General features: G+C 62.4%; 19 protein-coding genes and 2 rRNA genes. 9 read left to right on the top strand and 12 right to left on the bottom strand.

Features of this window, described 5'->3' with window-relative positions; genetic code table 11:
• The first annotated feature begins 124 nt into the window (after positions 1 to 124).
• Entirely contained in the window at positions 125 to 2,065 is a 1,941-nt protein-coding gene (locus tag CZ338_RS05645) for an alpha/beta-hydrolase family protein (protein WP_087117326.1), read from the top strand.
• A gap of 12 nt (positions 2,066 to 2,077) precedes the next feature.
• On the opposite strand, the gene msrA is transcribed toward CZ338_RS05645, so the two are convergent.
• Positions 2,078 to 2,719, bottom strand: a complete 642-nt coding sequence (gene msrA / locus CZ338_RS05640; protein WP_087117325.1) for a peptide-methionine (S)-S-oxide reductase MsrA — start codon at positions 2,717 to 2,719, stop codon at positions 2,078 to 2,080.
• Positions 2,720 to 2,931: 212 nt separating this feature from the next.
• Here msrA and CZ338_RS05635 point away from each other — a divergent pair, with 212 nt between their 5' ends.
• Positions 2,932 to 3,534 carry a superoxide dismutase gene (locus CZ338_RS05635; RefSeq protein WP_087117324.1) on the top strand — a complete coding sequence of 201 codons (603 nt, stop codon included), beginning with the start codon at positions 2,932 to 2,934 and terminating at the stop codon, positions 3,532 to 3,534.
• A 251-nt stretch (positions 3,535 to 3,785) separates the two neighbouring features.
• Positions 3,786 to 4,994, top strand: coding sequence for an MFS transporter (locus tag CZ338_RS05630; protein ID WP_087117323.1), 1,209 nt, complete (start codon positions 3,786 to 3,788; stop codon positions 4,992 to 4,994).
• Here the strand turns inward: CZ338_RS05630 and CZ338_RS05625 are convergent.
• The gene (locus CZ338_RS05625; RefSeq protein ID WP_087117560.1) at positions 4,980 to 6,476 is read right to left on the bottom strand and encodes a TM0106 family RecB-like putative nuclease; all 1,497 of its coding nucleotides are present in this window, start codon (positions 6,474 to 6,476) and stop codon (positions 4,980 to 4,982) included. The genes CZ338_RS05630 and CZ338_RS05625 overlap by 15 nt on opposite strands.
• A gap of 129 nt (positions 6,477 to 6,605) precedes the next feature.
• Between CZ338_RS05625 and CZ338_RS05620 the strand changes: the two genes are divergently transcribed.
• Both CZ338_RS05620 and CZ338_RS05615 read left to right on the top strand, forming a co-directional pair.
• Positions 6,606 to 7,244, top strand: a complete 639-nt coding sequence (locus CZ338_RS05620) for a DUF6474 family protein (RefSeq protein ID WP_087117322.1) — start codon at positions 6,606 to 6,608, stop codon at positions 7,242 to 7,244.
• A 115-nt stretch (positions 7,245 to 7,359) separates the two neighbouring features.
• Complete coding sequence (locus tag CZ338_RS05615; protein WP_087117321.1) at positions 7,360 to 7,674, top strand: histone-like nucleoid-structuring protein Lsr2; 315 nt, start codon at positions 7,360 to 7,362, stop codon at positions 7,672 to 7,674.
• 5 nt (positions 7,675 to 7,679) lie between these two features.
• On the opposite strand, the gene CZ338_RS05610 is transcribed toward CZ338_RS05615, so the two are convergent.
• Both CZ338_RS05610 and CZ338_RS05605 read right to left on the bottom strand, forming a co-directional pair.
• A complete protein-coding gene (locus tag CZ338_RS05610) occupies positions 7,680 to 8,318 on the bottom strand; it encodes a LuxR C-terminal-related transcriptional regulator (protein ID WP_087117320.1) in 639 nt (212 codons plus the stop codon).
• A complete protein-coding gene (locus CZ338_RS05605) occupies positions 8,315 to 9,577 on the bottom strand; it encodes a sensor histidine kinase (RefSeq protein WP_087117559.1) in 1,263 nt (420 codons plus the stop codon). Before CZ338_RS05605 ends, CZ338_RS05610 begins: the two co-directional genes overlap by 4 nt.
• A gap of 4 nt (positions 9,578 to 9,581) precedes the next feature.
• On the opposite strand from CZ338_RS05605, the gene CZ338_RS05600 reads away from it, so the two are divergent.
• Positions 9,582 to 10,166 carry a DUF2020 domain-containing protein gene (locus tag CZ338_RS05600; protein WP_407919366.1) on the top strand — a complete coding sequence of 195 codons (585 nt, stop codon included), beginning with the start codon at positions 9,582 to 9,584 and terminating at the stop codon, positions 10,164 to 10,166.
• A 21-nt stretch (positions 10,167 to 10,187) separates the two neighbouring features.
• Positions 10,188 to 11,240 carry an SGNH/GDSL hydrolase family protein gene (locus CZ338_RS05595; RefSeq protein WP_162287311.1) on the top strand — a complete coding sequence of 351 codons (1,053 nt, stop codon included), beginning with the start codon at positions 10,188 to 10,190 and terminating at the stop codon, positions 11,238 to 11,240.
• A gap of 13 nt (positions 11,241 to 11,253) precedes the next feature.
• Here the strand turns inward: CZ338_RS05595 and CZ338_RS10970 are convergent, their stop codons facing one another.
• Together CZ338_RS10970 and CZ338_RS05585 are read right to left on the bottom strand one after the other, a co-directional pair.
• The gene (locus CZ338_RS10970; RefSeq protein WP_087117318.1) at positions 11,254 to 11,406 is read right to left on the bottom strand and encodes a hypothetical protein; all 153 of its coding nucleotides are present in this window, start codon (positions 11,404 to 11,406) and stop codon (positions 11,254 to 11,256) included.
• A 4-nt stretch (positions 11,407 to 11,410) separates the two neighbouring features.
• Positions 11,411 to 12,241: a class E sortase gene (locus CZ338_RS05585; RefSeq protein WP_087117317.1), complete on the bottom strand. Its 831-nt coding sequence runs from the start codon at positions 12,239 to 12,241 to the stop codon at positions 11,411 to 11,413.
• Positions 12,242 to 12,294: 53 nt separating this feature from the next.
• On the opposite strand from CZ338_RS05585, the gene yidC reads away from it, so the two are divergent.
• Positions 12,295 to 13,497 carry a membrane protein insertase YidC gene (gene yidC / locus CZ338_RS05580; protein WP_087117316.1) on the top strand — a complete coding sequence of 401 codons (1,203 nt, stop codon included), beginning with the start codon at positions 12,295 to 12,297 and terminating at the stop codon, positions 13,495 to 13,497.
• Here yidC and CZ338_RS05575 read toward each other — a convergent pair.
• From CZ338_RS05575 to CZ338_RS10965, 4 genes are all read right to left on the bottom strand, one after another.
• Positions 13,485 to 14,123, bottom strand: a complete 639-nt coding sequence (locus tag CZ338_RS05575; RefSeq protein WP_162287310.1) for a TetR/AcrR family transcriptional regulator — start codon at positions 14,121 to 14,123, stop codon at positions 13,485 to 13,487. The two genes, yidC and CZ338_RS05575, sit on opposite strands and share 13 nt — an antisense overlap.
• Positions 14,124 to 14,283: 160 nt before the next feature.
• Positions 14,284 to 14,550, bottom strand: coding sequence for a GlsB/YeaQ/YmgE family stress response membrane protein (locus CZ338_RS05570; RefSeq protein WP_087117314.1), 267 nt, complete (start codon positions 14,548 to 14,550; stop codon positions 14,284 to 14,286).
• 150 nt (positions 14,551 to 14,700) lie between these two features.
• Positions 14,701 to 15,603, bottom strand: coding sequence for a universal stress protein (locus tag CZ338_RS05565; protein WP_087117313.1), 903 nt, complete (start codon positions 15,601 to 15,603; stop codon positions 14,701 to 14,703).
• Positions 15,604 to 15,704: 101 nt separating this feature from the next.
• Complete coding sequence (locus CZ338_RS10965) at positions 15,705 to 15,851, bottom strand: hypothetical protein (protein WP_204211876.1); 147 nt, start codon at positions 15,849 to 15,851, stop codon at positions 15,705 to 15,707.
• A gap of 19 nt (positions 15,852 to 15,870) precedes the next feature.
• On the opposite strand from CZ338_RS10965, the gene CZ338_RS05560 reads away from it, so the two are divergent.
• Positions 15,871 to 16,845 carry a pseudouridine synthase gene (locus tag CZ338_RS05560; RefSeq protein ID WP_204211874.1) on the top strand — a complete coding sequence of 325 codons (975 nt, stop codon included), beginning with the start codon at positions 15,871 to 15,873 and terminating at the stop codon, positions 16,843 to 16,845.
• A 63-nt stretch (positions 16,846 to 16,908) separates the two neighbouring features.
• Here CZ338_RS05560 and rrf read toward each other — a convergent pair.
• A 5S ribosomal RNA gene (gene rrf / locus CZ338_RS05555) occupies positions 16,909 to 17,026 on the bottom strand.
• Between the two features lie 187 nt (positions 17,027 to 17,213).
• Positions 17,214 to 18,765, bottom strand: a 23S ribosomal RNA gene (locus CZ338_RS05550); the annotation flags it as partial.

The raw sequence follows: 18,765 nt of genomic DNA, 5'->3' as shown, positions 1-18,765 counted from the left end.
AACGCAAAAGTGCTGGCGGGGGTAGACACAGAAGTATCACGCGAAAATAACGCGCTGTTCACCTGACGTTGGTTTAAGGGCCAAACGACGGCGCGCGAATGCGATCTTTGCCACAATAGTTCGCATGTCTATTACGCCTCTCGACGCATCGTTTCGGACACTACGCACCCGCGTCGGGGACGCGGCTACCAGCGCGAAGAGCAAGGTGCAGGAGCTGTGGCCGCGCCGCACGCACGCGGTGCGCGCGCCCCTGTACGCCGTGGAGCTGCTGGCGGATCTGACCCCGGTCGTGCGCATGTCGGGTCTGCGCCGGCTCCCGGATGATTTCGCGGCGGGCATTTTGGGCGCGGAGGTGGCCACGTGGAGCGCGATCTCGCCGTCGCTGCTCCCTCACCCGTGGTGGGTGACCACGGCGAATGTCGCGATCAGCCAGGCGGCGGGCCACACGGTCGGCGTCGGCGCATCGAACCTCGCGGCATCCATCGCGAGCGCGCGCAACTGGAACTACCCGCGCAAGCTGCGCCGAAAGACAGCAGTTCCCGTGCAGATCACCATGGGTGCCGTCACGGTCGCCACATACCTCTCAGCCGCTTTACGACGTTCCGAGCAAGAACGCCTCGTCGAGGACCCCACCCGCCTCGGGCCACTGCAGACCCTCGCAGGAATCGGTCTCGGCTCCATCGGCTACGGCGTGCTCCTGCTTTTGGGTGAGGGCATCCAGGTCACCGCCGACCGCTTCAACCGTGAGCTGCGCCGCTGGATGCCCCCCGTTGTGTCGTGGCCGCTGGCCATCGTGGGGTTGAGCGCCGCCGGTGCTGTGCTCACGGACAAAGTGGTCGTGCGCCAGATTCTCAACAGCGCCTACCGCAACGCCGACGAGCTCAACCGGGAGTTCCTGCCCGGCGCGGACAAGCCCAGCGAACCGGAGCGCTCCGGCTCACCGGATTCGCTCGAGCGTTGGAAGTACCTGGGCCGTCAGGGTCGCGCCGTGGTGGCAGGAGGACCGCGGAAGGCCGACATTGAGAAAGTGCTCGGTGCCGACGGCGCACGCGAGCCGATCCGCGTCTTCATCGGCCTGAAGGACCGCAGCCCCGAAGAGCAAGCCGAGATGGCTCTGAAGGAGATAGACCGCACCGACGCCTGGTCCAGGAAGGCGATCGCGGTGCTGTCCTCCGCTGGCACGGGCTGGATCAACGACTTCCACACCTCCGGCTTCGAGTTCTTGAACCGCGGCGACTGCGCGATCGTGGCCCAGCAGTACTCTTTCATGCCGTCCGCGTACTCCTACGCCTCCGACCGCGAAGTCCCTGTTCGCAGTTCGCAGGTGCTGATCAGCGCCATCCGAGAGCGCCTCGCCGAAATGCCGGAGGACGAGCGCCCACGGCTCTACGTCGGCGGCGAATCACTCGGCGCCTACGGTGTCGCTGACGCCTTCGACAGTGTCGACTCGTTGCTGGACAGTGTCGATGGTGGCGTTTTCACCGGCACCCCCGGATTCACAGCCCGGCACATTCAGCTCACCCGGGACCGCGACAACGGCAGCCCGGAGCGCCTCCCTGTTGTGGACGGCGGCCGCCACGTCCGCTTCACGGCTCACCCCGACCACCTGGAGAACACTTTCGACGGCAGCGAGTACAGCCAGGAATGGGAGTTTCCCCGCGCTGTCTTCGCCCAGCACGCCTCCGACCCCGTAGTGTGGTGGGACTGGAAGCTCTTCGTGCGCAAGCCTGACTGGCTGCGTGAACCGGGCTCACGCGGTGTGAAGGCGCCGGAGGCACAGCGTGTCGATGTCCTGCAGGGCATGCGGTGGGCGCCGTTCATCACCGGCTGGCAGGTCGGTGTGGACCAGTTGCTCTCGCAGAACCAGCCGGGCGGCCACGGCCACCAGTACCACGACGAGACGGTGGCTTACTGGAACGCGGTGCTGGATGCCGGGGCGAGCGACGAGGAGATCTCCAAGATTTCCGAGTGGATCCACCAAGATTCCACCCGCATCCGCGCCACAGCCGCCTCCGCGGCGAAGGAGTCGGCGCAGAACACCTTCAACCGCTCCAACTCTTCCTAAATCCCTAGTTCCTTAAATCCCGCAGGCCACTCCCGTGGAGTGGTGCGGGCAGTAGCCGTCCGGCACCTTGTGCAGGTACTGCTGGTGCTCGTCCTCGGCCAGGTAATAGTCCGCGCCTGCTCGCACTTCGGTGGTGATGGGGCCGTATCCGGCGTCGATAAGCGATTGCCCGTACTCTTTCACCCACCCGCGGATGAGCTCGGCCTCGTCCTCGCTGTCCGCGTAGAACGCGGAGCGGTACTGCGTGCCCACGTCGTTGCCCTGGCGGAAGCCCTGCGTCGGATCATGCGCCTCGAGCGCGGCGCGGACGAGCTCCTTCAGGGAGATTTTCTCCGGGTCGTAGACGACCTCCACGAGCTCGACGTGGTTCGTCTGCCCGGAGCACACCTCGCGGTACGTCGGGTTCGGCGTCACGCCGCCGCCGTAGCCGACGGATGTGGACTCCACTCCGTCCATGGTCCAGTACATTTTCTCCGCACCCCAGAAGCAGCCGATGCCGATGAGCAAACGCTTCTGCCCCTCGCGCCACGGCCCCGTGATCGGGGTGCCCAGCACGGCGTGCGGCCGCGGGTTGGGCAGAACCGGTTCGGTGCGGCCGGGCAGCGCGCGGTCCGGGTCGACGAGTTCAGGGGAGCGTCCGAAGAAGAATGCCATGTCCTCATCAACGGCTGGGGCCACTGAATGATTCCCTTAATCACCATGCTCGTCTTTGTCTGGTGAAGTGAAACCCCAGGAACTATGCAGCGCATAGTTCACCTTGGATGCCGCGCCACATTGCGCCTCAAAAACGAGACCTGGCGAATTTCCCTATCATGGGCGACGTACGGCGCTCGGAAGGGCGCGAACAAAAGAGAAAGGACACAGACATGGCTGTTTACGAGCTTCCTGACCTGCCTTACGCATACGACGCACTCGAGCCGCACATCTCGGCCGAGATTATGGAGCTGCACCACGACAAGCACCACGCGACCTACGTCAAGGGCGCGAACGCTGCGCTGGAGGCACTCGAGGCAGAGCGCAACGGCGAGGCTAACCCGGACAAGCTGCGTGCACTGTCCAAGAACCTGGCCTTCAACCTGGGTGGCCACACCAACCACTCCATCTTCTGGAAGAACATGAGCCCGAACGGTGGTGGCCAGCCGGCTGGCGAGCTCGCCGAGGCTATCAACCGCGACTTCGGCTCCTTCGAGGGCTTCCAGAAGCAGTTCGAGGGCGTCGCCACCTCCCTGCAGGGCTCCGGCTGGGCTGTCCTGGGTTACGACCACATTGCTGGCCGCCTGATCATCCAGCAGCTGACCGACCAGCAGGGCAACGTCTCCGTCGACTTCACCCCGGTCCTCATGCTGGACATGTGGGAGCACGCTTACTACCTGCAGTACAAGAACGTGAAGGCTGACTACGCCAAGGCGTTCTGGAACGTTGTCAACTGGGACGACGTCGCTGAGCGTTACGCGAAGGCTTCCGCCTAAGCGCTAACGGGAAGGCCCTCGCGGAAGGGCCTTCGGTAAATAGGAAGGACCGCGCACTGACCCAGAAACAGTGCGCGGTCCTTTTTGCGCTGTCCCGGGGCTGGAGGAACCCGGGCCGGCACAACCTGATTTTCGCAACGAGATACGGGGTTTGTTCCGCTCTCGAAAATGAGTATAGGTTAGCCTGACCTTAGTGCGCAAGAGGGTGGCCACGTGGCCCGAGTCACGCGACCGTGTTTGAATGGATGAACATGAGGCCACACGCACGAGAAGGGATCCATAAGGGCACGCCCGAATACCGGCGGGCGAGTATCGCACTTCTTTTCGCGGGTCTGGCCATCTTCAATTCGCTCTACGCCACGCAGGCGCTTCTGCCCACGCTTACCGACGCTTTGAGCATGACCGAAGGCCAAGCCGCCCTGACCGTGTCCGCCACCACCGGCGGCTTGGCACTGTGCGTGGTGCCAGCGTCGATCCTGTCGGAACGCTTCGGGCGCGGGCGCGTGCTGATCATTTCCGCGCTCTTGGCCACCGGCCTCGGCCTCTTCCTGCCCTTGGCCCAGACAGGCGGTCAGCTCATCCTGATGCGCTTCATCCAGGGATGTCTCATCGCAGGCACCCCGGCAGTGGCCATGACCTGGATCTCAGAGGAGATCGCAGCTGAGGATTCCGCGGGAGCCATGGGCCTGTACGTCGCTGGCAACTCCATCGGCGGGCTGATCGGTCGCCTCGTCCCAGCCTTCACTCTCGAGGTGGCCAGCTGGCGGTGGGCCCTGCTCGCAGGCGCTGTGACCGCCTTGACCTTCGCCCTGATCATGTCGTTTCTCCTGCCGCCGCAGCGGCGCTTCGAGGCAAAGACGCTCAACCCCGGCCACGAGTTCTCCGCAATGCTGCGCCACCTGTCCGACTGGCGCCTGGCTGGGCTATACGCCTCCGCATTCCTGGGCATGGGCATGTTCGTGTCGGTGTACAACATGTTCGGCTTCCGGGCTATCGAGCACTTCGGGCTGCCGCCGGCGCTGGCCGGGCTGGTCTACCTCATGTACCTGTCCGGAACGTGGTCGTCCGCCCGCGCGGGCGTCTACGTCAAGCAAGCCGGGCGCGGCCGGGTCATGGTGGTGTCGGCGGCGATCATGCTGCTCGGCGCGCTCATTCTGATCAGCGGAAACCTCTGGTTCACGCTGGCTGGCCTGCTGTTGTTCACCGCCAGCTTCTTCGCCATGCACTCGGTCGCCTCCGGCTGGGTGGGGCAAGTGGCCACACGCGACCGCGCGGAGGCGTCCAGCACATACGTGTTCTTCTACTACGTCGGCTCGTCGGCACTAGGCGCGCTGACCGGCTGGCTGTTCCAGTTCCTTGGCTGGGGTGAGTTCATCGGCGTAGTGGCGGGCTTCCTCGTCGTGCTTCTCAGCATCGCGGCGTGGCTGGCGCTCACGGTGAAGAAGTCACAGCAGCGATGACAGCCGTGGAATCCCGGGCGCCCCTGCGCTGAGGAAGTGCCGGACCGCGGCGGTGGCGCGGCAATCGTCCCCGTTGTATCGCACGAGCATTTCGCGGGCTTCAGCGCTGCCCAGGCGGGCCTCGCGTCTCAGAGCAACGGAACGCTCACCGTCCATGTCATCATCATCCCAGGTGAACCCGGCGACCGGCGCCACGACTTTCAAGCCCAATCCCTCAGTGCCCACGAGGTAGCGGCGCACGTAGGTGAACACGTCCACCCACTCATCGGAGGAGATGAAGGCGCGGACCTCTGCCTCATCCACAGAGGCGAAACGCCGTGCGGAGGCCATCAGCCAGTGGTTCTCCCCGCCGGACGCGTAACAGTAGGCGCGGAACGTCTTTCCCTCCTCGTGCGCCCGGCGGCGCACTGACTGCAGCCATGTCCAGAAAGCCAGAAAATTCTCTTCTTCCGCCGCGCTGCCCGCGCCTCCCACCTCCTCCCAGGTGGCAAAGGCGCGGTACTCAGTGCCATCGAATGCACCCCATAGGTACGCACCCTGGTCCAGGTAAGCCTCCATATCTACATCGATCTCCACATCGGCACGCAGCTCGGGCAAAGCCGGCACATTGCCGAGCGCCAGCACCGGGATCCCGTCCCGCCACGCACGGGCGATCTGGCTCGGCTCCCCGAGATTGGCGGCGATGGTCTCCTCCACTGTGGTGATGCCGCGTTCACGTAAAGGACGAGCCTTCTGGCCGGGGAAGACGAGGGAGATGTCGTCCATCGCTTTCAGCTCTGGCTCGCACAGCGCCCAGTAGCGGCAGCTCGCGCACTGCTTCAACCGCATCGGCCTTTCCGGTGTCGGCTGGGCCAGAGCATCGCGCAATGCTTCGACGTGCTTAGTCGCGTCGCCCAAGTAGGCACGCTCGCGGTCCTGCCCCACGACCGCTCCCTGGCCCGAGGCCAGACCCGCCTCCTCCAGCAAGAGGTGAGCCAATGCGATCCGGTAGCCGTCCACAGTGTGGTGGCGGGCTTTAGCACCCGTGTCCAAGGGCTTGCCCAAGCCCAAGCGGCGGGTGGGAATGAACTGCATAGTCGATGTCGTGCTCGCTCGGGCCACGCGGTGATTGGACACGATCACGGGCAGGTACGAGCCGTCCTCGCGGCGCACGAGAATGTCGATCTCCGCCAGCATCGGCACACCGTCGACCTGTCCGGTCAGTGCCCCGTCAATGATCAAGGTGGCGCGGTCCTTCAAGGCTTTGCGGGTAGCAGCTTCACGGTCAGCCACCGGCAGCGTCGGGTCGAGGATGAGGCGGGAAAAGGTTTTACGGCGGCCGTCGCCAAGCGCCCGCTTCGTTGGCAGCAACCCGAAGACCGCCGCGCGCCCGGCATCGACCTGGGGCTGGCGTTCCACCGCGTCGGGCAGCGGCGGGATATCAGGGTGGGACAAGCGCTGGCGCAGACGGTACCTGCACCCCACGAGGTCGCTCGCGCGCATGAGCGAAACGTCGCCGCTTCCCAATTCTTTCACCGGATCTTTCACCGAGCCCCAGCCTATCGGCTTGAGATAGGTAAAGTTGAACGGGACAAACAGCGACGATATTTACGCGATCCAGGAGTACCGACCATGGGACTGTTCGAGACCATCCGCGCTTCCCGCGCCAAGACCAAAGCAGAGATCAAGGCCGCGGAAGCCCGCGCACGCCAGTTGGCTAAGGAGGAGGCCAAGCAGGACAAGCGCACTGCCAAGCTCCTCGACAAGGCGGAGAAGCGCCTGCTCAAGGAAGAGAAGAAGGGTCTGAAGAGCAAGCAGAAGCACGAGAAGAAGATCGCCCAGACCGAGCTGAAGAAGATTCAGGAAGCTGGCCTGACCAAGAAGAAGGCCAAGCAGTGGGTCGGTGCGTCGCGCATTCTCCTGCCCGTTCTCATTCCGCTGGCCTACCGTGCGCTGACGTCTTACCAGGAACGTCAGGTCAACGACCGTGCCCGCGCCGCCGGTCTCACCGCCACCGACATGGCGCGCTATTCCAGCCAGGGCGCGGAGCTCAAGGGACGCGTCCAGGCTATCCGCAAGCAGGTTGAGGACAACAACGACCTGGACGACAAGTTCCGCCGCGATGCGCAGGTGCGTCTCGACGAGCTGGATGCTGCCGTGAGCAACGTCGAGCAGATGAATGACGCTCAGCGCCGTCTCGCCCACGAGACGATCGACCGCGACATCAACAAGCTCACCGCCGAGATCCAGGAAAAGACGCTGCACCACTAAGCACGGCCAGGGCCCCGCGGGGAGTTTCACCGCCGAATTCGGTGAGTCAGTTTCAAACAGCTAGTATGTTTTTACACGTAAGTATTTTGTGAAACTCTCTGCGGAAGGGACTCTTATGGCTCGGCGCGAAGTCACCCAGTTCTTCGACGACCTCGACGGCTCGCCCCTGTCCGAGTCCGAGCACCAGGCAGTTCATTTCAGCTTCAACGGCACGGAATATGTGCTCGACTTGTCTAAAGACAATGTGGCCAAATTCCACGAAGCCTTGATGCCTTTCATCGCGGCCGCGCGAGAAGTTCCGGCGGACCCACGCAGCAAAGTCGACGCATCCCAAATCCGAGCCTGGGCACGGAAGAGAGGCATGAAGGTCGCTCAGCGCGGGAAAATCCCGTTCGAGATCATCGACGCGTACCGCCGCGCGAACGCCTAACGGCGCTAGAGCACACCCTGCTCGCGCGCTGACGCAACGGCGGAGGTGCGGGAGCGCACGCCGAGCTTGTCGTAAATGTGCACGAGGTGGGACTTCACCGTCGCTTCCGACAGCATGAGCTGTTGGCCGATCTCCCGGTTGGAGGAGCCGCCGGCAACGAGCTGGAGAACTTCGAGTTCACGCGGAGTGAGCGAAGAGCGCGGTGTGCGGTCGCGAGTTTGCAGCCTGTTGCGCACTATCGGCGACATCGCTTGGTCGCCCTTCGCAGTCGAACGCACGGCGGCAAGCAACTCGCTCGGCGGGGCATCCTTGAGCAAGTAGCCGACGGCGCCCGCCTCGATCGCGCCGAGAATGTCCGCATCGGTGTCGTAATTGGTCACCACCAGCACCTTCGGCGGGTTCGCCATGGTCGCACGTATCTCCGCCGTCGCCTCCGCACCGGTGGTCACGCGCGCGCCTTGAGCGCCGGCGCCGAAGCGCAGGTCCATGAGGATCACATCGATTCCGCCCGCCTGCGCAGTCGCAATGGCCCCCTCGGCGGTGGCCACTTCGCCGACGACGATGATGTCGTCGGCGGCCTCCAGCACAGAGCGAAGGCCAAGGCGGACGATCTCGTGATCGTCGGCAAGCAAGACGCGAATCATTCTTCCTCCTCAATCTTTCGGTTGATCCTACCTCCACTTCCCTCAGCCGCGTCCACCGGCACGGCGACGGACACCGCAGTGGGCCCTCCCGGCGCGGATTCGACGATGAGCTCGCCGCCGAGCTCCTTCGCCCGCGTCCGCATGGCGTCCAAACCGAGGTGCCCGAGACCCACGGGTTTCTCCGGCTGCGCGTCGGCATCGAAGCCGCGGCCGTTGTCGACAACATCGAGACGGATCTCTGCAGGAGCGAACGTCAAGGTCACGCGCGCACGAGTCGCGCCAGAATGCTTGACGACGTTCCCCACCGCCCCCTGCGCGATCCGCAGCAACCCCGCCTCCACTCGCATCGGCAACTGCTGTGGTTCCCCATCCACCTCGACGTCGATCGCGATGTCCCCGGCGCGGGAAAAGGATGCCGCGATGCGTTCCAGCGCCTCCGGCAGGGATGTCTCCGATAACGGTGCCGGCGTGAGCGCGGCGATCATGGCGCGCGTCTCCGACAGGTTGTCCGAGGCGGAATGACGCGCCGCCTCAATCCGCTCCAGCGGGACCTTAAGCTCCTCGTGGCTCAAGCCGGTGCTGCGCAAATCCCGCTCCGCCGCGTGCAGCAGCATCTGGATGCTGGACAGGGACTGCGCCACCGTGTCGTGGATCTCGTGGGCCAGACGCTGCCGTTCCTGGGCCACGCCGGCCTCACGCTCGGAGGCGGCGAGGCGGTCTTGGGTGCTCACCAGTTCGTCGATAAGCTCCTGCCTTTCCGCGCTCACGCGCACGATGACTTTGAAAGCGTAAGTGATCATGACCACCACCAACGCGGAGACCGCCGGCCCCATCACCCCGCCGAGCGTGAGGCCGCGCGGGGCCTGCATGAGGATCGCGATTCCCAGCACCACCATCACCCCGGCGATGCCGATCCAGTTGTCCACCGAACGCATGAACAGGAAGAACAGGGTGAACACCCAGTAGACCGCCACGGGCGTGACCATCATGGCCACAATCCACACGCCCGTCAGGCCCAGTAGCCACACCAAGCGGCCGACTGTGTTCCAGCGCGGCATGTTCATCGCACCGAAGGTGTACATGAAGCCGAACACCGCGATCAGGAGGATGAGCACGGCTCCATGCTCGAAACTCGCGCCGAAGACGCCGCCGATAGACACGACAAGTAACGACAATGTCAGCAGCGCAATACCGACATCCAGCGCCCGCGTGCCAGGGGCCTCAACGCTGTTTTCCCCGGTAGGTAGCATGGTTGTCATGCGAATGAGCGTACCCTCCCGCACGCGTCCGGCCACCCGTGCCTTTGCCTGCGCAGCCGCGCTCATGGTTGCGTCCACTGCCCTAATGGCGTGCTCGCCTGACACCGGAGAGGAGGCGGCCCCGACTCTCGCCCCCACTTTTGACTCGGGGCTCCCCGCCGACGCGCTGCCCGAGGTTCCCCGCGAAGGCATCACAGATTGCCCGTACCTGGATACCCAGTTCGTGGCCGAGAGCAACGGACAGAAAGTGACCGCCGCAGGCACGGACACCCGCTTTGACACCCCTGCCTGCGTGTACTGGTCCTATCCGGAGGAACCGCAGTTACAGGTCATCGTGCGCCACTCCGCCACGCCGGAAGAAGCGCGCGCCGTAGTCGACTGGGCCGCGCCGGTTGACCTCACCGATCCGGCGGAGGAGCCCACCGGGTGGAGCGGCGGCCGCGCCGGTGGCGGGGTCATCCCGGGCCGCAGCGGCGCCGTCTATGCCGTGGCGAAAGACAGCACAGCCGTTGTGGTGCTGACCAACCAGAAAGAGTCCGTCAAAGCCCAGCTCATCGCAGAGAAATCAATTGCGAATCTCGGGCTGTGATATGCGTTTAATATGTGGTGCATGAACGCCTCCCGCGCCCGTTCCCGATTCCGCGCCGCTACTGTTCCCGCAGTCGCCTTGTCCACGTTTCTTGCCTTGTCCGGTTGCAGTTCAGAGGGCGAATCTGAACGCGTCACCGTCGAAGTTCCCACCACCGTCACGGTCACAGCGGACCCGACGGATCTGCCGTCCTCCTACGACCTCTATGTCGCGCTCGGAGATTCGTACGCGGCCATGGGCTCCGCCTCCGGCCCATTCGAGGGCCCCGAGTTCTGCGCCCGCAGCGAGGACAATTACCCGCACCAGCTCGCCGAGATCTACCCCGGCATCAACGAGAAGCGCGGCTTCATCGACGCGTCCTGCCAGGGCGCCACCACCGAGCACCTTTTCAACGAGCGCCGCATTAACGAGAACCTCGACCCCGAAGAGGCCCTCGACCAAGAGGAGTTGAACGCAACGACCTCGGAAGCGGCGGCAAGCACTTCGAGCACGCCCACGGGCACGGACAGGCCCGGCGTTCTCAGCCCGCAGATCGACGCGCTCGAACCAGATACAGACCTGATCACTTTGTCCATCGGCGGAAACGACATCCACTTCGGGCCGTGGAGCCGCTGCGTCACCGGCATGCTCGAGGGCAAAGGCGAGGCGGATTGCGATGACGGGCTGTACGAAGACACCGCACGCGCGCTGCTCGACCTGCCGGGCCGACTCGACGACATCTACCGCCGCATCCACGAGAAGGCCCCAGAGGCGACGATCATCACCACCGGGTACATGCCCATCGCGTCGCTGCAAGACGAGTGCGAATCCACCGCTGACCTGCCCAGCGGAACTTTGAACTGGGCGGCGGGCCTCACCGTGACCATGAACGCCATGGTGCGCGATGCCGCCGCCCGAAACGGTGCCCTGTACGTGATGCCGCCCAACGCGGACTTCCACTCCGTGTGCGCACCGACTAACGAGCGCTGGACGGATCCCACGGGCAAGGAGACCGATTCCTTCCCGGCGCACCCGACCCACGCCGGCCAAAGGGCGATGGCGGAGGCGGTAGCTGAGGTGCTGTCGAAGCTCTAGCTGCGTATGCGGCTTACACAGCTACGTCGTTATACGGCATCAGCTGGGAGAGCCAGGGAAATACGACATCCATGAGCAGAAAGAACACCGCGGTGAGCAGGACCAGCACAATGAGTAGCTTCACCAGTGCGGGGCCCGGCAGTGCGCGCCATAAAGCTCGGTACATCAGACTAGTTCCCCTTTCCCTCTGTCAACGCTGGCGGCGGGCCAGCTGATTTATCGCGCGCCTCAGTCTGCACGGCATGAATGATCATGCGCTCCGCATTGGAGAATTGCGGGTGGCACGTGGTCAACGTGATCACGCGTCCCAGCTTATCCGCCGGCACCCCCGGGGCCCCAGGCAGAGGCGCGAGAACCGCGGTATCGCTCGGCACAGTGATATGCCGCCCGGGAACGTGCGCATAACGCCCCGACGCGACCTCCTTCACCAACGGTTCATCCAAGCAGCTTTTCGACGCCGCCATGCGCCCCTCTTCCCCCTCCTCCATCGGAAGCACCCGGTAGGTGAACCACTGGTTCTGGGTTTCCACCACAATGGCGTCGCACGCGTTCAAGTGGCCTAAGTCGTTGAACGGGGAGCCTTTACCCACACGGTGTCCCGCCAAGGCGAAATTGCCCGGCTCATCCGGCATCTGGGTATCCGTGTAGTGCCCGGGTCCCGCGAGCAGCGTGTCTTCGTCGGTTCCCTCCAGCACCGCGTAGTGGTAGTCCGAACCGAATGCGGGAATGTGCAGCTGCGCGAACGCTTCACCCAACTCGGGGAGGTGGGTAGTGCGGGGATTACGCCATTCGTCGTCAAGCTGCTGCTGCGCTTCGCCCTGTAACTCTCCCGACCTGATGTCGGTCCAGAATGCTTCGTAGAACGCGAAGAGAAGAAGCAGTACCCCGAGAGTGACGAAGATTTCCCCGGTGACTTCCCGCACCGTCACCGGCGATGCGTCCGGCGTGGCGGACACACGTGCAGGTTCACCGCGTCCGGGAATTTTCGCCGTTGAGGACATGGCCTAACATTAACCCACAGTTTGTCGCCGGCCTACGGAGGAGTACACGCACCATGCTCGAAGCGTTCGTCTGGCCGGTGTCCGCGGTAATGAAGCTGTGGCACTGGTTGCTCGCGCAGGTCTTGGGTGTCGCCCCCGACACCGCGTGGGTGATGTCCATCGTGCTGCTGGTGCTCACCGTCCGCGGCTTCCTCGTGCCATTCAACTGGGCCACATTCAGATCCAGCCGGATGATGCTGATGATGCGCCCCGAGCAGGAAAAGCTCGAGGAACGGTACGGTGCTTCCACCGAGCCGGAGGATGTCGCCGCCCACGACAAGGCCTTGAAGGATCTGAACAAGGAATACGGCTACAACCCCATGACGGGGTGCATCCCGCCGCTGGTGCAAATCCCGTTCATCCTGGGCCTGTACCGCCTACTCATGTGGATGTCCGTGCCGGAGAACGGCCGCACCGGTGACAATATCGGGCTGCTCACGCCTGAGGATACCGCGAGCTTCCTCCACGCCTCTTTCATGGGTGTGCCTCTTCCCGCGTACGTGTCCATGTCAGCCGAGCAATTCGCGTCCCTGGGCACCACGAGCGAACAGGTCCGGGAAGTCGCGATTCCGCTGCTCATCTGCGCACTGATCTTCACCACCGTGAACACCGCAGTTTCGCAGCTGCGGTCACGCACACACATGGACTGGAACCAGGCTGCCTCGCGCAACATCTACAAATGGATGTGGTCCATGGTCATCCTCACCCCGATCATGCTCGGTTTCGTGGGCATGACCGGCCTCATCCCCGTGGCGCTGCTGCTCTACTGGTTCCTGGGTAACTTGTGGACCCTGTGCCAGTCCGTGATCATGTGGTACCTCCTGACACGGAAGTACCCGCTGCGCGACGTGCACCGCGAGCAAATCCACACCTCACGCACCAAGGTGCTCGGCGACATTCGCGCAGAGAAGAAGTCGAAAAAGACTGCGAAGCGCTCGTGGCGCCGCCGCAAGGTCGCCGCTCTGGCCCGTCCGACATCCATCCCTCAGGTCCGCCGCGACATCAAGGCTGAAAAAGAAGCCTTCATAACAGAACGGAAAGAGCGGAAATCCGAGGAGAAGAACCTCAAGAAAGAACGCAATAAAATACGGACAGACAACCGGAAAGCGGAAATGGAACGGCGCCGCGAGGAGCGCAAGCGCAAACGAGAAGAGAGCGCCGCATCCGAACCCTCCCCGGAGGGAATCAGCGAAGACGCGACGAATCAGATGGAGTAGTCAGCTGGCGGCGCAGACAGCATCTGGCGGGCGAGGTCCTTCGCGGTGAGCAACGGACCGTTATCGCGGCTGATCCGCGCGCCCGTCATTCCACCGTCGAGGAAGATGAGCAATTGGCTCGCCTGCGTTCCAGACGGGTAGCCATTCTTCTTATCCAGAAGCTCCGTCATGGTGCCATGCATCCAATCACGGTGATCCACGCACGCGGCGACAATATTGCGTTCCGACTCGGTCTCCGGGCGCGGATACTCGGTAGCAGCGTTGACGAACGGGGAACCGCGGAAGTCTTTCTCCGGTTCCTCCTCAATAGCCATGTCGAAAAACGCGAGAATTTTCGAGTCCGCGTCAGTCATGCCAGCCGTCCGCTCCGTCCAGCGCGCCCGGTATTCACCATCCAGACGCTGCAGGTATGCGATGACCAGATTGTCCTTGGAGCCGAGAAGAGAATACAGCGATGCCTTAGCCACATCCGCCTCGCGGAGAATGCGGTCGATGCCGATGACGCGGATGCCCTCTTCGGTGAACAGCTTCGTCGCGGCATCCAGAAGACGCTGGCGGGGTGCCGGCCTGTTGCGGCGGCGCGAGGCCGGCTTCTTCTTCGCGGTGGCGGCGCTGTCCTGAGTCACCACGTCTCTCCTTTCAGCTCAACGAACACACCACATAATAGACAAACCGGTACGTTCACTCAACGCGGGTGCAGGTCAGCAGCGCATGAAAAAGCTCCCGCCTCCCCGTATCCGGGGCTGGCGGGAGCTGCGACAGCCGACTCGCGCGTTACAGCGACTGTTAGCGACGGCGTCCCGAAATCATGTTCACGATCCACAGGACAATTACCGCGCCGAGGATGCAGGTAAGGAAGCTAAAGAACATACCCTTGCTCTGCACGTCCACGAATGCGCTGAGCAGCCAGCCGCCTAGCAGACCACCGACAACACCGCAAGCGATGTTGGCGAAGATGCCCATGGAAGCGTCGCGGTTCATAATCATGGAAGCAATCCAGCCGGCGATACCGCCGAGAACGATCCAGCCGATGAGACCCATAGAAATAGTCATGGTCAATTTCCTCTCGTTGAAAAATTGAATGAAATTCTGTCTCCATTATGCCCGCGCAACAAATAACACTGGGCAACAAAAACCCCACGGTTAGGTAACAAACAGTTCACCTACCGCGGGGTTGAACGCTAACGCAGCATTGCCGCCGTTCTATTTGGGCAGACGCTCCGGGCGCACGACCATCATCGGGCACGGCGCAGCCTGCAGCAGAGCGCGCGAAGTAGAGCCGAGAAGCATGCCCTTGAAACCGCCGCGGCCGTGGGAGCCGGTGATCAGTAGCTGAGCATTCTTCGACTGATCCACCAGCGCGCGAACCGGACGGTCACGGGTGACCACCTTCTTCACCGTCACGTCCGGGAACTCTTCCACCAGCGGGGCGAGCTCGCCGTCGAGCTTCTCTTCGCGCTCGCGCTCGAACTGCTGCCACTGCTCGTCGCCCAAGATGGCACCGGCCATCGGTTCGTGCACCTGGTTCTCCAGGTAAGTGTGCACGGCCACGAGCTCAGCACCGCGTGCATGTGCCTCCTCGAAGGCCACCCGGGTCGCTTTCACGGAGACATCGGAGCCGTCGACACCGACGACCACGGGACCATACTTGGTCTCGTCCGTCACCGCGTTGTCCTCGCGAACCACGACAACCGGGCAGGAAGCGTGGGCGACCACAGCGGCGGAGACAGAGCCGAGCACCATACCGGACAGGCCGCCGAGACCACGGGAACCCATCACGATCATCGTCGCGTCCTTAGACAAGTCCAGCAGCATGTCGATCGGGGAACCCTCGACAACCGTGTGGCCGATCTCAATATCCGGGGCGACTTCTCTCGCGACATCCCGGGCGGCCTCGATCTTGTTCAGGCACTCGTTCTGAAGATCGTCGAAAAGCTCCTGCGGCGGGACCATGCCCTCCGCGTACAGGAATTGCGGCATGGTGTACGACGACGCGAGCTGCAGAGGAACACCACGCTTCAGGGCAGTGTTCGCCGCCCAGCGGACAGCGTTATTGGAGGGCTCACCGCCGTCGACGGCGACGATGACCAAATCTTGCTGGCTCATGAGAAAGTGCCTTTCCGTAACCTACGACGTGACGCTCCCAGAGGTGGCAGTCACCTGACACCTTCATTGTAACCCCGCCGACACCAGGCGAAGGGCAGAGCTTAACGCGGGATCGGGACCGGACGCGCCGCCTCCGCGTTCGCCGGGAAAATGAAAGTGTAGACCGCCCACAAGACATCCGAAATCGTCTTACCAATACCATGGCTGGAGAACTGGGTGAGCTGGGAAACAATCGCATCGAGATTCATGTGACCTAAGTTAATACATGTGACTCAATCAAGGAAACGGAGAAGGCAACCGCCCCTCCCGCCGCGCGGTGGACTCGGTGCCAGCCGTGCCCGTGTGCCCGAGGGCGAGCCGATCCGCGCCCACGATTTCATCTGGCATCTCGTGTCCACGCAGCGCCACAGGCACCCGGAGGACGACGAAACCGCCGTACGCGAACGGTTCGAACGCAACGAAGTCGTGCTTCTCGACGCCTCCGCTGTCTCCCCCGACACCCTCCTGCCCCCGGGTACCGACGTCTACTTCTACAGACGCCCCGCCCCCGAAGTGCGTGTCCCGTATGACATAGAAACCGTATACGAAGACGAGAACATCATGGTGGTGAATAAACCGCCCTTCCTCGCGACGATGCCACGGGCATCACACATCACCGAGAACGTCACTGTTCGTCTCCGCCGTGCCACAGGTAACGAGGAGCTGACCCCAGCCCACCGCCTTGACCGCATGACCTCCGGCCTTCTTCTCCTGACTAAGAATTCAGAATTGCGGGGCTCCTACCAAGAGCTGTTTGCCCGCCGCGAGGTAACGAAAGTCTATGAAGCCGTAGCCGACGACAATGGCTTGCGCGCGCCGCTGCGTTGGGAGCACGCAATAGAGAAGCGCGAAGGCGAACTCGCCGCACACATCATTCCGGATGCCGCACCAAACGCTTTGACGTTGGTCTCCGACATCTCGCCGCTTCCAGGGGAGCCTGGCGCGGCCCGGTATCTACTGCACCCGATCACTGGCCGAACCCACCAGCTGCGCGTGCAAATGAACGACGCCGGCGTCCCGATCTATGGGGACCCCGTGTACCCGACCCTCTTGCCGGCGGAAGATGAGGACTTCAATGAACCAATGCTTCTGACAGCAGTCGCCTTGGGCTTCACGGATCCACTCACCGGTGATTATCGTCAACTCCACACAGCCGGTTGGTCCGGATTGCCAATCCCCGAACACGTCCGCACCGGCATATAGAGACGAGAAAACCGGCTACCGCACCTCGTTAGTGCGGTAGCCGGTCTTGCGTTTTAAGTTTTTGGTCGGCGGTAACTTACTCTCCCACACCCTCCCGGGTGCAGTACCATCAGCGCGGGTGGGCTTAGCTTCCGGGTTCGGAATGGGTCCGGGCGTTTCCCCACCGCTATCAACCACCGACACACCTTATGGGGGTTCATGTCATGGTCGCATCACACTAGTTGGTGTGTGCGGGTTATTGAGTTATCTGTTTGTGTGGCCACACGTTAGGGGTGTGTGGTGTGTCAGATACTGCATAGTGGACGCGGCAGGTCATTTTGTCTGCGTTTTTTGCGTGTTTTCGCCCGTGTCGGGGTTGAACAATTGTTGTGGTTTGTTGGTTGGTGTATTAGTACCAGTCACCTTCGCACGTCACGGTGCGTCCAGATCTGGCCTATCAACCCCATCGTCTATGGGGAACCTATGAAACCTCATCTTGAAACAGGCTTCCCGCTTAGATGCTTTCAGCGGTTATCCCTTCCGTACGTAGCCAACCAGCGGTGCTCCTGGCGGAACAACTGGCACACCAGAGGTACGTCCGTCCCGGTCCTCTCGTACTGGGGACAGCCTTTCTCAAGTTTCTGCGCGCGCGGCGGATAGAGACCGAACTGTCTCACGACGTTCTGAACCCAGCTCGCGTGCCGCTTTAATGGGCGAACAGCCCAACCCTTGGGACCTACTCCAGCCCCAGGATGCGACGAGCCGACATCGAGGTGCCAAACCATCCCGTCGATATGGACTCTTGGGGAAGATCAGCCTGTTATCCCCGGGGTACCTTTTATCCGTTGAGCGACACCACATCCACAAGTAGGTGCCGGATCACTAGTCCCGACTTTCGTCCCTGCTCGACTCGTAGGTCTCGCAGTCAAGCTCCCTTGTGCACTTACACTCTAAACACCTGATTGCCAACCAGGCTGAGGGAACCTTTGGGCGCCTCCGTTACTCTTTGGGAGGCAACCGCCCCAGTTAAACTACCCACCAGGCACTGTCCCCAACCCAGATCATGGGCCAAGGTTAAGACATCCACTACGGTCAGAGTGGTATTTCACTTGACGACTCCACACCCACTAGCGTGAGCGCTTCTAAGTCTCCCACCTATGCTACACAAACCGCAGTAAACACCAATACCAAGCTATAGTGAAGGTCCCGGGGTCTTTTCGTCCTGCCGCGCGAAACGAGCATCTTTACTCGTAGTGCAATTTCACCGGGCCTGTGGTTGAGACAGCAGGGAAGTCGTTACGCCATTCGTGCAGGTCGGAACTTACCCGACAAGGAATTTCGCTACCTTAGGATGGTTATAGTTACCACCGCCGTTTACTGGGGCTTAAATTCTCCGCTTCGGACACATATGTCCTAACAGGTCCTCTTAACCTTCCAGCACCGGGCAGGCGTCAGTCCGTATACATCAACTTAACCGTCTTCGCACGGACCTGTGTTTTTGATAAACAGTCGCTTCCCTCTCTTTTCTGCGACCCCAACCAGCTCACCAACGCATGTTCGGATCACCAGTTGTGGCCCCCCTTCTCCCGAAGTTACGGGGGCAATTTGCCGAGTTCCTTAACCACAGTTCACCCGACCGCCTGAGTATGTTCTACTTGACTACCTGTGTCGGTTTCGGGTACGGGCCGTATATACACATCGCTAGAGGCTTTTCTCGACAGCACAGGATCACTACCATCACCCAACAAGGGTTACGCATCACGCCTCACACATAAGGCACCCGCATTTAACTAGGTGCCGTGCCGCACGCTTGCACCACAATCCACTAAGTGGCGTAGCTACCAATCTGTGTCACCCCATCACTTGACTACTACAGATCAGGCCCCACGCATCACACCCACCCAACCATCAAAGATGATCATGGCAGGTGGTCAGGGTGGT

The sequence above is a fragment of the Corynebacterium urinipleomorphum genome, from assembly GCF_900155535.1.
GTDB lineage: Bacteria > Actinomycetota > Actinomycetes > Mycobacteriales > Mycobacteriaceae > Corynebacterium > Corynebacterium urinipleomorphum.
This window is presented reverse-complemented; position numbering and strand designations above follow the sequence as displayed.